The sequence below is a fragment of the Microcoleus sp. S13_B4 genome (assembly GCF_036700885.1).
Classification (GTDB): Bacteria; Cyanobacteriota; Cyanobacteriia; order Cyanobacteriales; family Microcoleaceae; genus Microcoleus.
Map to the genome: position 1 here is coordinate 1 of NZ_JAUBPU010000031.1, position 13066 is coordinate 13066.

Sequence of the window (13066 nt, forward strand, 5' to 3'; positions counted from 1 at the left end):
TTTTGGTCGCCCTGAACACGACTCGCGAACCGCAGCCCACCCGCACCCCATGTGACAGTCGGGGTGCGGAATGTGGGTTAGAATAAGATTTAGGTGTAAAGACGCTGAGATGACTTATTTTTTGCAAAGCTTTATCTAAGTTGGTACGAAATAAATAAAAATTTGGATAAAGCTCAATAGCACGGCGGTAGGCTGCGATACCTTCCTCTAGCTTGCCCTGTTTTTCTAAAGCATTGCCTAAATTGTTGTGCGACCAAGAAAAATTGGGATAAAGCTCAATAGCCTGCTGGTAAGCACAGACGGCTTCAGCTAATTTACCTTGTTTTTGCAGGACATTTCCTAAATAGTGGTGCAGCCACGAACAGTTCACGTAAAGCTCAATAGCGCGCAGGTAGACGACAGCGGCTTCATCTAATTTATCTTCTTTAACTAGGGCTGAGGCTAAAGTGTGGTAACATTTGTAATCATCGAGGTTAAGTACAGTAGTTTTACCAGAAACAGCAAGAGAATGAGCAGCATTTTTTTTCATAAACGGGCATAATTTTAGGTGGCATTAATTTTATACCAAACTACTCGTAAGTGTGCAATACCCACGTTACTACTACAATAATTAAAGGATAATTGCTCATGACTAATTCTGTTTCAGTCCCCGCCCAACCTCTAATTGTAGGAGTTACCGGTGCATCGGGACTGATTTATGCGGTGCGAACTCTGAAATATCTGTTGGAAGCCGATCGCGCCGTGGAACTGGTAGCATCGAAATCTACTTACATGGTTTGGCAAAGCGAACAGAACATCCGAATGCCCGCAGAACCGACGCTTCAAGAGGAATTCTGGCGGGAACAAGCAGGAGTAGCCACAATGGGTAAACTTCGGTGCCATCCCTGGCAAGATGTCGGTGCTAATATTGCTAGTGGCTCCTTTCGTACCCAAGGGATGATGATTATTCCCTGTAGCATGAGTACGCTGGGCAAATTGGCGGCTGGCTTGAGTTCGGATTTGCTCGAAAGAGCGGCCGACGTTCAGCTCAAGGAGGGGCGAAAATTGGTACTCGTGCCTCGCGAAACGCCTTTTAGCTTGATTCACCTGCGGAATTTGACTACCTTGGCAGAAGCTGGAGCTAGAATTGTACCAGCGATTCCTGCTTGGTATCACAATCCGCAAACTATTGAAGATTTGGTAGACTTTGTGGTGGCTCGCGCTTTAGACCAGTTGGGGATTGATTGCGTTCCTATCAAACGCTGGAAGGAAGAAGAAGGGAGTTAGTTGACAGTTGACAGTTTGTTATTTGTTATTGATGATTTGTTAGTTTAAATTACCAATTAGCAATTAGCAATTACCAATTACCAATATTTTTAATATGCGACCTGTATTTTTGCTAGTAATTGTGGTGGGGCTGACTATTTTTGCCCTGCAAAATGTGGAGCCAGCATTATCGCTGGTGTTTTTGGGAGTTCGATCGCCTGCTTTGCCCTTATCTATCTGGATTCTTCTCAGCATGGTGGTGGGAGCTCTCACATCTTTATTGATTTCTGGTTTGCTGGCTTTTTCAAATTACCTATCTCTAACGAGAGACCGCACCGGCCGATCCAGTCGCAGCCGGCCCGATACTTTCCCAGAGGAAAGGAGAACGCCTTACACGCCACCTCCCCCTCCTAGAAAAGAGGGAATTGACCCGGATATGAATAGGGAAAATAGCCAAACTCAGGCTGCTGGTTCCTACCGAACTGAGTACGGTACGCCGGCCGGTTACAGTTCCCGGACTTTTCTGCAAGAAACTCCGAACCCGGATGGGGCGACGGATTACGCTCAACCGGGGACTTATGCAGCGGCAGACGATGAGGATGATTGGGTCTCAGATGGCTCAAAATCTGGCTCTCAAGGGGGTGATGACGATTGGGGGGACGATCGCGATTTTCCCGATAGACCGCAGGTAAATGATGTTCCAGGGGCAAATCCGAGGGCTTACGAAGCTCAGCAGGAACCGAAAAGCAAATCTTGGGCTGGCTCAGTATACTCTTACGGCTATCGAGATCCAAACCAGTCTGGGGTGGGGCAAACTGAGGCTGTATACGATGCGGAGTATCGAGTGCTGGTTCCTCCGGGAGGGGAGATTCCTAAACCCGCTGAGGAAGCACCAATAAATCCTCTTGCAGAAGCAGAGGATGATTGGGGATTGGATGAGGGTGATGAGTTTGAGGACGACGATCGCCCCAGTGGCGGATCGATTAACCTGAAAAAATAGAAAAATATCGGAGGATTTGGCAGTGGATGGGTTGAGGGGAGTAAATATCTATCTTGTCGGGATGATGGGTGCGGGGAAAACAACGGTAGGGCGGATTCTGGCAAGAAAATTAAAATACCGTTTTTTTGATACTGATGAGCTAATTGTTCGAGTTGCTAATCAGTCAATTGCTGAGATTTTCGAGCGAGAAGGGGAAGAGGCTTTTCGGGAACTAGAAACTAAAGTGCTCGGCGAATTGTCTGCGTATCAAAATTCGGTTGTGGCTACGGGCGGTGGCATTGTGGCCCGATCGATGAATTGGGGTTACTTGCACTACGGTGTAGTGGTTTGGCTGGATGTGCCTGTAGATCAACTGTACGATCGACTGCGTTCGGACACCGCTCGACCCCTACTGCAGGAGGGCGAGATCAAATCTAAGCTGCAAAGCCTTTTTAAAGAGCGAGAGCGTTTCTACACTCAAGCAGATGTCCGAGTCTATGCTGGTGTGGGCGAAAGGCCTGAAGCAGTGGCGACTAGGGCGATCGAGGAAATCCAAAAAGTTATCAAATCAGAAACCGGGCCTGATCTCAATTGATACATTCAGAAACTGAGTTGCTGACACAATAACAGGTTGCTCAGGACTTTTGGTATTAGTTCCCAAAAATAATGCAACCCTACACAAGCTCCAAACAACCAGATTCATCAGTCATTCCCAACATCTAAAATCTAAAATCTAAAATCTAAAATCTAAAATGGTATGACTTCGGTAAAAATACTGGTTTTTGCCTGAGTGTCTCCGTTTAACCTTCCAATGTTTGGGAATCCACCGGGTTTGAGTGGATGTGATGCGTAACTTTTATAAGTATGAGGATGGGGCGATGCGGAAATTTTATACAAGAACTAATGGCAGACTCGTCTGATGCGTTAAAGTCGGCTATTGAGTTCTCCCTAAAAATAAAATGGCCCCACCGCTGAAGGGCTGTAGGGCGCAAGGACAGTTAAACGCTAACTTGATTGTCGGGAAATTTAGCATCAATGCTATCGTGCTATGTGACGATTTTACGATCGTCCATTCACTCATCAACTCTCCCGTATCAAAAAATGTAACCCAGCACCGATCGAATTCAACCTGTCCTATTCTAAAAACAATACCTCATGCATTCTGACGAGCAGCTCCCTAAAGCTGCTTTTTTATTGCGATCGAGTTTTTGGCTGCCCGACTTGCGGACTCTTGGGAATAACATTTTGAGCAAAAGTCGCTACACCTCAATATTGCCATAGCGGTTTTCAGTTCCACTTCAGGTTCGTCGGTAATTGGTAATTGGTAATGGGGAATGGGTGGTTGGGAATGGGGCATTAGTAACAACCAACGAGGAATCGGCAATTGAGATGCTGTACCTCACCAGGCTTGAAAACTGCTATGATTACGCCGCAGAACCGGGCATTAATCCGGGGGTGGGGGATAGAAAAAAAATAAGCTGTATTTATTGATGGGCGCTCTGATAGTTTTGGGCTAAATCTGCGTTGCGACTTGTAGAATTGGGTTGGGTGAATTTCCCGTTTCTAATTAAGATAATACGAGCCTGCCTGTTTTTAATAAAAACTCGATCCCTCCACCCAGCCCCACACCTGTTAAACAAATACTAGCTAATACCGCAAAAGCCCGCCAATTTTTCCAACCAGATATTTGAATATCGAGTCTTGCCAAAGCTCCGGCTGAAATCAAGACTAAACAAGTAGCAAAAAGGTGCATCCAGGTAAAAACTACCACTGCCACAAAAGCTCCTAGAATAATAGAAAGAAAAGCACCGAAATCACTCGAAAACCAGCGCACCATGAAGGCTTTTATGTCTCTCAGAGGGAACGACAAGGCGACAGCCAACACTAAAATTGAAGCTATGGCTAGAAACCAAGTCAGGTGCGGGGGAACATCAAACTCAGATAATTTCCAGCCAAAAGTGAAATAAGTAACAAAAAGTAGAGTTAGGGAAACCCAAGAGTTTTTTTTCATCCAATGGCACAATTAGGAGAACCCGGCAAAAAAAAGATGATGATCCAGAAAACTTTGTACAGGGGCTAGAGGTTAGTAGAAATAGCTTGCACGGGACAGGTAGGGATGCACTGCTCGCAAACGATACACCGCGATCGAGCAAAACTTAGTTTAAAGCTTTCTGGGTCAAGGGTCAAGGCTTCTGTCGGGCAAACCCCGGTACACAAACCGCAGTTAACGCAGATATCTTCGTCTATGAGTATTTCCCGGCTGGCTAAGGAAACGCCGATGTTTTGCGATCGCATCCAGTCGATCGCCGCTTCTAGTTGGTCAATGTCCCCTGATAACTCTAGCACCAGTTTGCCCACTTGATTTGGAGCCACCTGAGCGCGGATAATGTTGGCGGCAACATTAAAATCCTTTGCTAGTCGATAGGTGACAGGCATTTGGATCGATCGTTGGGGAAACGTCAGTGTTACCCGTTTTTTCACCCTGCAAGTCCTCGATAATTTACAAACAATCTTAGTTATCTTATGTTTTAGCGCACTTGGTCTAATTCTGGCCTCTTCAAAAATTTTTATGAGATTGGTCTGATTATCTCAAAAGGTGGTATAATCTGAATCTATTTAAAATACAAACATAGAAATAAAACCGCAATTTATTTTATGACGCAGAATTCGCCCAACTCAACTGTCCCCCCCGCTGCCAAGAATCCCGAAACAAAAGTCGCCACGCGCCTCAGAAACTTATTGATCGTGTTAGCCGCGATCGCCCTTTCAATATCCATCTTCTTCGGGCTGCAAACCCAAACGCCCTCAAGCAGTCTCACCGAAATGGCAACAGCTTCGACGCCATTAGAAACAGCTTTGGTAAACGGCAAACCCACACTCATGGAATTTTATGCTAATTGGTGCGGTAGCTGTCAGGCAATGGCTAACGATCTCAGAGAAATCAAAGAGAAGTATGCCGAACCTCTAAATTTTGTAATGCTGAATGTAGACAATGACAAATGGCTGCCAGAAATCACAAAATATCGAGTAGATGGCATTCCGCACTTTGTTTATTTGACCGATAAAGGTAGCGCCGTTGCTGAAACGATGGGCGAAATGCCGCGCAGTATTATGGAAGCTAACTTAGAAGCTTTAATTGCAGGAAAACCCCTGCCACACGCGAAATCTTCTGGTCAAGTTTCTAATTTTACTCCTCCCACAGGGGCTGTGAAAACAAGTAGCTCCGATCCCCGCGCCCACGGCAGTCAAGTACAGTAAATGAAGGAAGAAGGAAGAAAGAAGAGGGAAAAGGGAAGAAGACTTTAGGAACAGGCAAGATGCCTGTTCTTGATTGCGATAACTTACAGAGATTCCAAAGCCCCTCGCAACTTATGTCAATCTGCGTTTTAGGCGATCGACTACCTTTAACCGTTTGGTTGATGTGCGGGTACAGTTCGATCGCGCTGCTGTTCAATCGATTTCTGCACTAAAATTTATTCCTTTAACTGCTAGGGATAACAGCATTATCCGCTTGAGCGATGTGGCGAATATTGAACTGGGAAAAGCGCCTGGGGAAATTCAAAGGCTTAACCAGCGCCAAGTTTTCATGATTGCTGGGAATGTGAATAAGGGCGCGAGTTTGGGGGATGCTTTGAAACAAGTGGATGCAGTTTTGTCGGAAATCAAATTGCCGCCGGGAGTACGAGTTATACCCAGTTCTGCGGCGGAAACTAACCGGGAATTGCAAAGTTCGCTGATTGTTTTGGGATCTTTGGCGGCGTTTTTGGTATTTGTGGTGATGGCGGTGCAGTACAATTCGCTTGTCGATCCGCTGGTGATTATGTTAACGGTGCCGCTGGCTTTGGCTGGGGGGATTTTCGGGCTGTATGCGACTAAAACTGCGATCGGCGCAACGGTGATTGTGGGGGCGATTTTGCTGGTGGGAATTGTTGTGAATAATGCGATTATTATGGTGGAGTTGGCGAACCAAATTCTGGAAGATGAAAAGGTCGATCGCACCACGGCAATTCTCAGGGCGGCACCTCAGCGCTTGCGGCCGATTTTGATGACAACTATTACCACAGTTTTGGGTTTATTTCCCCTAGCTTTGGGAATTGGAGAGGGTTCGGAGTTTCTGCAACCTTTGGGTGTGGTGGTGTTTTCCGGTTTGTCGCTGGCAACTTTGCTGACGCTGTTTATTATTCCCTGTTTCTATATTTGGCTGCACGACTTCTTTGGGATGTTGGCAGGGAAGAAGAAACCGCAGACAGTTGCTATTCCCCTGCAGAAGACGGCGGGAAAGACTCCGAATTTGTAAAATGTAGCGTCCGCAAATACGCACTTTCCCGCAATCCGGCAGGGGTTTAAACCCCTGTCTCAAAGCGAAAGTAGGTTAAAACTGACTGTAGATTTTGACGGGAAGTGCGATGGATTTTAGTCCTCTTTCAGAGGAATTTAGCTATGAGACAGGGAATTCATTCCCTGTCGGACTGTCGGTTTTAACCGACTGTAGATTGTGACCGGAAGTGCGATCGATTTTAGTCCTCTTTTAGAGGAATTTAGCTATGAGACAGGGAATTCATTCCCTGTCGGACTGTCGGATTTACCAACAATACCGCTACTGCATTTGATGTTCAGTTGACGCGGCAAGAATTAGTGGGTAAGGTGCGTCAGTAAACATTCTATGACTCCCAAAAGAAATTCCAGACTGACGCACCCTACGAGAATTAGTGTGTTTGACATCCGAAACTCTTTGTATTACAATAATACTACATAACAACCTGGCAAAACAAACTTAAACAAAAATGCCCTACGAAAAATTAGACATATCAACCCCAAAACCAGTATTATCTTGGGCCAATCACGCCCTAGGCGAAAAAGAAACCAAGATGACCGCAAACGTAGCATCTTTACCCTTTGTATTCAAACACGTCGCACTAATGCCCGATGTACATTTAGGAAAAGGTGCTTTAGTCGGTTCAGTAATTGCCACAAAAGAAGCGATTATTCCGGCTGCCGTGGGTGTGGATATTGGTTGCGGGATGGCTGCGATTAAAATGCCATTCACGGCTGAAAAATTAGAAGGTAAACTCAAACAAATTCGCCTCGATATCGAAGCCGCAATTCCCGTGGGATTTGCGGAAAACAAGGAAGTAGAAAAAACTGTCACCAACTGGCAGGGATGGGGCGAGTTTAAGGAACTTCATCAAGGTGTGCAGCACCAAAACAATAAAGCCTTAAAACAAATGGGTTCCCTCGGCGGCGGTAATCATTTTATTGAGGTGTGCGTTGATACTGAAAACTTTGTTTGGCTAATGCTGCATTCCGGTTCTCGCGGCATTGGAAATTTGCTCGCACAGCAGCATATCGAGACTGCTAAAGATTTAGCTAAACTGGCAGAAATTAGTTTGGCTGACAAAGATTTGGCTTATTTTGTAGCGGGTACGCGGGAGTTTGCGGCTTATTGGCACGATTTGCAGTGGGCGCAAGATTATGCTCGTTTTAATCGCGATGTGATGATGAATCGGTTTAAGCGACTTGTGGAAAAGCACGTCGCGGGCGGCAAATCTGTTAAGCCGTTATTAGAGGTGAATTGCCACCACAATTACGCGGAAAAAGAGGTGCATTTTGGCGAAGATGTGTATGTGACTCGCAAGGGTGCTGTGCGCGCACAAGTAGAGGATTACGGGATTATTCCGGGTTCGATGGGGGCGAAGTCTTTCATTGTTAAAGGGAAGGGAAATGCTGAAAGTTACTGTAGTTGCAGTCACGGCGCGGGGCGATTGATGTCTCGAAATCAAGCGAAGAATGTATTTACTCTCGATGATTTTGTGCGGCAGACTGAGGGGGTTGAGTGCCGGAAAGATGAGCAATTTTTAGATGAAATTCCGGGGGCTTATAAGCCAATTGATGAGGTGATGAGTCAGCAGTCGGATTTGGTGGAAGTGGTGGCGACTCTGAAGCAGGTGGTTTGTGTCAAGGGGTGACAGAAACTGGTTTATTTGTACTTTACTTACCTGAAAATTGCTTTATGGGAAGAGGGGGGAAATCAAGCCACTTTTGATTTCTCCCCTCTTGACAAACGCTTTGTTTTCTGAAGCTTTTCTCTAACACACCATCTGTCTCGACTCAATTTCTAGCAAGCGCAGCAGTCTTTCATCGCCATTGGCTTTGGCTGCTTGCTTTCTGCGATCGAGAATATTGCAAATATTCGCCTGGTGCACTTGCGCCACTTCCACAACTGTTGGATAATATTCCGGCGTCGCTGAGGCGCGAGCTGCTGCGACATCCCGATCGCCAGCTTGAGAATCTCGCTTTGTAGTATAGTTTGTGCCACCGTATTTATTTGGGGCGGGAATGTGTCTCGGATAGCGATAGTTCCAGTTTTGGCCCCGATATTTGCCCGCGACTTCCCCTTCGATCATATCGACAGTCGGAATATCATACTCGTAGTTTGCGCCGCGATAAGTAAGTTTCATATTTTTTGATCCTTATATGTATGGAGATAAAAAGGGCAGTCAGGTCAGGGTGGGTTTTCTTAGCTAAAACTTTTTTAGTTTCTGTATTCAATTATACTGTTTTTTAACATAAATCCGTTAATTTTACAAAAATTAATATTTTTCGGGGGAGAGGGCAGGAAAAAACCCGCCGCAGCGGGTTTAATCGAGCTTTTGACTAATTCGAGCCGCACCCGGAGCGAAACAGCTTCGCTTGGGAAGAACTACCCGACTGTCACCTGATCGGTTTGCACGTTTGTGGCACCTTCTTCCGCAGAGGCGATCGCCACCAACTTGTCGAGAATTTCCTGACTGGGAACTTGACCTTTGAGAACAACCGTGCTGCTGAGCTGAGCTACATAAACAGTCTCGATATCAGCAACTTCTGGATCGCCGTCAAAAGCTAAAGCCACCCGCTTCGCCAGGCCGCTTTCGTCAAAATTTCCGTCGGGGCCGACTTTAGCAGGAGCGATGGATTGCGCTTGGGCTGCTTGCTGTACTACTTGTGCCATCGGTTCAGCCGGGGCTTCAGGCTTTTCGAGTCCGAACAGTCTTTTAAACCAACCCATAGTAGTTGAGTCTCCTGAAAATACACTTTTTACACAATAGCTCTAGAATTCCAAAAGACTTGTAATTGTTGCAAAACTCAGTGAAATTTCTCAAAATTTTTTCCGGCAGCCTTTCACCATCTAAAATCTCCAATGGTATCCAGATGTTGATGTTCCTATTTGATGTATAGGACACTACGCCTTGGATTGCAGGCCCCTAGTCGAAGTAGTTCCCACTGTCATCTTAAAAAAACTGCACAACGGGCTGGAATACATTCCCGGTTTCTTTAACTACCGGGGACATCTCGTGCGGATCATCGAACTGTGTTCACTGATGCAGGGGACGCTAACCCGCGCTTAATTCCGGGTAGTCCTGCATATAGCAATCCTTGCATGAGTCGTAAATTTTTTACCCCACCCCAACCCTCCCCGAACCCAAGGGGAGGGAGTAAGAAATTCACAAATGATTTAGGATTGCTATAAGTAGTTATGCGATTGGATCTAACCCGGCCTGTAGAAGGAGATGAAAGGCAAAAATCACTACTTATTTACCAATTAGCAATTACCAATTTCCCATTCCCAATTACAGATAATTAAATCTAACTCTTAACTTTTTAGATAATATTGTTCTGCTTCCGACCAATTCAGTTTAAGCAACGAATCATCTCCCCATGTCAGTTTGAGACTCGGCTTAATTGCTTGCACGCCCAAAGCGTTAATGATCTGGGCTGCTACAGCTTTGGCCAGTAGCGGTGGTACAGAATTTCCGACTTGGCGAAAACCGTGCCATTTTGTAACGTGAAATCTAAACCAGTCAGGATAGGAATGCAGTCGCGCAGCTTCTCTGACTGTAATGCACCGAGGCGCGATCGGGTGAATCGGTCTCGGCGAAGTATAAGCACCCCTAGCCCTGTCGGTTCCCGCCCTGAGAGTGTTGCAAACTCCGTCGGGGTGAAGCTTGTAAAAACGGCTGATCGGCTCTTTTTCGCCGTGTTTGGCAGCATGAAACCTTTCCATACATTCCAGAGAATGTTTAGTTCGCAAACTACAAGAGAGGATTTGTCGATCGTACTCGCGATCGTAGGAATAATCATCATCCAAACCATCAATTCCGCGCATTATACTCGCATAAGTGCTGCACTTTCCGTACTCCGCCATTACCCAATCTCGGTGCAGCAACTCGCTGTACTTTTCCACTTCCGGCAAATCTCCAATCGCATCCCAAACTGTCGGGACAGCAGGTAAATTAATTTTTTTATAGCGTTTAGGAATTTTTATTTTCGGCAGTATCGTAGTTTGCTGAGGGTACTTGGGTAGCTCATAACCTGCTTTGCACCCAATCAAAAACAATCGTTTGCGAGCTTGCGGCACTCCATAGTGAACAGCGTTGAGAACTTGATAATTTTCTTCTACTTTATAGCCCCGTTTCTGAAAAGAGCTAATTAAAACATTCAGGAGTTCTTTGTGTTCTCCTGATGCAATTCCCGGCACATTTTCCATTACAAAAAACTTCGGTTTTAGCTCCAAAACTAAGCGCTGAAAGTGAAAAATTAGAGAATTTCGTGGGTCGTCCACATCGCGCTTGCCCATCATGGAGAATCCTTGACAGGGCGAACCGCTGATTACTACGTCTATCTCGCGCCGCCCGATCGCCGATTTTTTCCGAATTTCCGAGCCCGTAAGCGCTGTGACATCTTTGCACAGAATAGAACACAGCGGGAAATTAAACTCGTGTGTGGCGCAGTGAATAGGGTCAATTTCGACTGATGCAAGTACATCAAAACCTGCTTGTTCAAAGCCCAGGGTCATGCCGCCCGCACCTGCAAATAAATCAACAGCGATCGGTCGCTTTTTCCGATTGCTTGGCATAACATTTCAATAACAAAGTTGCTTTAATAGAAATTTAAAAAATTAACCGGGTTTTTGGTAATAAATCTTGGGTTTGTCAAGGAGCCATCCACAAAGAAACCGGGTTTATACATAACCTTTCAATACCAAAATTGCTTTAAGAAGCTGTATTTAATTTGACATTTTTCATTATTTCCGCAGCGGCCCGATCGCACACACCCACATCTCCGAGACTTTGCCGCATTTCCCGATAACCTGCCAAAGTTTGCTGGCGTCGATCGGCATTTTGCAGCAATTCCAGTGCGTGGTTCACTATATTTTCCGCAGTCGCCTCGTCTTGCAGCAACTCCGGGACGATCGGCTTCATTTGCACCAAATTGGGCGGAGACATAAAAGGAATCGAAAATTTCAGCACGTGGCGAGCAATAATCGCCGTAATCGGACTGACGCGGTAGGCGACAACTTGCGGAACGTCGAGCAAAGCTAGCTCCAGATTAACAGTACCAGATTTAGCGATCGCCAAATCGGCAGCAGCCAAGATTTCCAGAGTTTGATTTTCTAACAAAGTAGCCCGCAAACCGTAATTCTCGATCGCTTTTTCGATTTTGCTGCGAAAAGCTTGATTAGCAAGCGGAATCCAAAAATGAACTTCCGGCAATTTAGCTTGAATAATTTGAGCGGCCTCAAATATAACCGGCATCAGGTACTTGAGTTCTTGGTGCCTGGAAGCGGGAATTAGCGCGATCGACACCTGTTCCGGCAAAATTCCCAAAGTTTTGCGGGCAACTTCCCGGCTGGGCGCAGATTGCATTCTATCCACCAAAGGATGACCAACCCAACTCACTTGAGCTCCTTTTTTTTGATAATAACAAGCTTCTTCAGGGAAAATTGCCAAAAGTTGATCGCAAATATTGACAATCAGATCAGTATTGCGAGGAGAAATACACCAAACCCATTCTTGAGGTGCGATGTACCAAATCACCGGCAAATCAGGCAAACAGCGGCGGATATAGCTGCCAATGCCGAGATTTGGAGTCAAATAATCAATCAATACAACAGCATCGGGGCGGAATTTTTTGAGATATTGTTTAGCTTTTTCCTGAACTTTGATCGTTGGCCAAATATACGGCACTGATTCTATCAGACCCATAGAACCAATGCCCACAGTATCGCCTAAAATAGTAGCCCCAGCTTCCGCCATACGAGGACCGCCCAATCCAGTTATTTCTAGCTCAAAACCAGCCGCGACAGCGTGACGTTTTAAGGCTGCAACTAACAAAGATCCTTGCAAATCCCCAGAAACTTCACCAGTGCTAATAAAAATTTTCATATTCTAACTTTAAACAGGTGAGATGTTTGCTAATAACTCGGTAACAGCATCATATTGATCGGGCATATTAGCACAGCGTAGGAGTAATTCTAAGTCTAGAGCTGGAAGGAATGTACTACGGGCCACCTGCTCATAATTTTCACCTGTTAAGTAATAGAGAGATAACTGACTATTTTGCCAAAACCAGACTTCCCGAACGCCCAATTTTTTGTAGAACTCTAGAGTATTTATGCCACCACTGGTAATTACGACTTCAATAGCAATATCTGGGACTATTTTTTGAGTTCCTATATCATAGGAATCATCCGGCTCTTTTCTACCGCCTAATTCTCTGTCACCCAAAGTCGGCCCGCCCTTACCGTAAAATCGAATCCCATTTGCTCTCATATATGCCTCTAGGAGCATACAGAGAGTTTTCTTGATTATTTCGTGTTCGGGCGAGACAGTCATAATTTGCAGTATTTGATCGAGATAGAAAAATTTCACACCTCTGACATCTTTAAAAGCTGCTTCTATCGCTTCAAATTGCTCCCAACTAATATCTGAGAACCTAATGCAGCCATCTTGTTCTGTTTCAGGGGATGTAGATTTGACTGAAGTATATACATTCATAGGGCAACAGTCGCTTAATTCATAGGTT

13 protein-coding genes and 1 pseudogene are annotated in these 13066 nt (G+C 45.5%); 6 read left to right on the forward strand and 8 right to left on the reverse strand.

Annotated elements, in window-relative coordinates; translation table 11 throughout:
- On the reverse strand, positions 1-529 hold a 529-nt coding region (locus QT994_RS16885), incomplete at its 3' end, for a tetratricopeptide repeat protein (protein ID WP_333176325.1).
- 98 nt (positions 530-627) lie between these two features.
- Here QT994_RS16885 and QT994_RS16890 point away from each other — a divergent pair.
- The 3 genes from QT994_RS16890 to QT994_RS16900 all read left to right on the forward strand — a co-directional run bounded on the left by QT994_RS16890 (position 628) and on the right by QT994_RS16900 (position 2819).
- Positions 628-1266, forward strand: a complete 639-nt coding sequence (locus QT994_RS16890; protein ID WP_333176327.1) for a flavin prenyltransferase UbiX — start codon at positions 628-630, stop codon at positions 1264-1266.
- A gap of 94 nt (positions 1267-1360) precedes the next feature.
- A complete protein-coding gene (locus QT994_RS16895) occupies positions 1361-2245 on the forward strand; it encodes a LapA family protein (RefSeq protein WP_333176329.1) in 885 nt (294 codons plus the stop codon).
- A 22-nt stretch (positions 2246-2267) separates the two neighbouring features.
- The gene (locus QT994_RS16900) at positions 2268-2819 is read left to right on the forward strand and encodes a shikimate kinase (RefSeq protein ID WP_333047358.1); all 552 of its coding nucleotides are present in this window, start codon (positions 2268-2270) and stop codon (positions 2817-2819) included.
- Between the two features lie 972 nt (positions 2820-3791).
- Here the strand turns inward: QT994_RS16900 and QT994_RS16905 are convergent.
- Entirely contained in the window at positions 3792-4061 is a 270-nt protein-coding gene (locus QT994_RS16905) for a hypothetical protein (RefSeq protein ID WP_333176331.1), read from the reverse strand.
- Between the two features lie 239 nt (positions 4062-4300).
- On the reverse strand, positions 4301-4705 hold the full coding sequence (locus tag QT994_RS16910; protein ID WP_333123118.1) for an NIL domain-containing protein: 405 nt from the start codon (positions 4703-4705) through the stop codon (positions 4301-4303).
- Between the two features lie 174 nt (positions 4706-4879).
- Here QT994_RS16910 and QT994_RS16915 point away from each other — a divergent pair, with 174 nt between their 5' ends.
- From QT994_RS16915 to QT994_RS16925, 3 genes and pseudogenes are all read left to right on the forward strand, one after another.
- Positions 4880-5482, forward strand: coding sequence for a thioredoxin family protein (locus QT994_RS16915; protein WP_333047363.1), 603 nt, complete (start codon positions 4880-4882; stop codon positions 5480-5482).
- 148 nt (positions 5483-5630) lie between these two features.
- Positions 5631-6521, forward strand: a pseudogene (locus QT994_RS16920) (efflux RND transporter permease subunit); the annotation flags it as partial.
- 571 nt (positions 6522-7092) lie between these two features.
- Positions 7093-8190 carry an RtcB family protein gene (locus tag QT994_RS16925; protein WP_445243917.1) on the forward strand — a complete coding sequence of 366 codons (1098 nt, stop codon included), beginning with the start codon at positions 7093-7095 and terminating at the stop codon, positions 8188-8190.
- Between the two features lie 120 nt (positions 8191-8310).
- Here the strand turns inward: QT994_RS16925 and QT994_RS16930 are convergent, their stop codons facing one another.
- The 5 genes from QT994_RS16930 to QT994_RS16950 form a co-directional block, all read right to left on the reverse strand.
- Positions 8311-8682: a DUF4278 domain-containing protein gene (locus tag QT994_RS16930; protein ID WP_333176335.1), complete on the reverse strand. Its 372-nt coding sequence runs from the start codon at positions 8680-8682 to the stop codon at positions 8311-8313.
- A gap of 242 nt (positions 8683-8924) precedes the next feature.
- Positions 8925-9269, reverse strand: coding sequence for a BON domain-containing protein (locus QT994_RS16935; RefSeq protein ID WP_333156610.1), 345 nt, complete (start codon positions 9267-9269; stop codon positions 8925-8927).
- A gap of 585 nt (positions 9270-9854) precedes the next feature.
- Positions 9855-11117, reverse strand: a complete 1263-nt coding sequence (locus tag QT994_RS16940) for a DNA cytosine methyltransferase (protein WP_333176338.1) — start codon at positions 11115-11117, stop codon at positions 9855-9857.
- A 136-nt stretch (positions 11118-11253) separates the two neighbouring features.
- Positions 11254-12426: a lipid-A-disaccharide synthase gene (lpxB, locus tag QT994_RS16945; protein WP_333176340.1), complete on the reverse strand. Its 1173-nt coding sequence runs from the start codon at positions 12424-12426 to the stop codon at positions 11254-11256.
- A 9-nt stretch (positions 12427-12435) separates the two neighbouring features.
- Positions 12436-13038: a Uma2 family endonuclease gene (locus QT994_RS16950; protein ID WP_333176341.1), complete on the reverse strand. Its 603-nt coding sequence runs from the start codon at positions 13036-13038 to the stop codon at positions 12436-12438.
- Positions 13039-13066 lie beyond the last annotated feature (28 nt).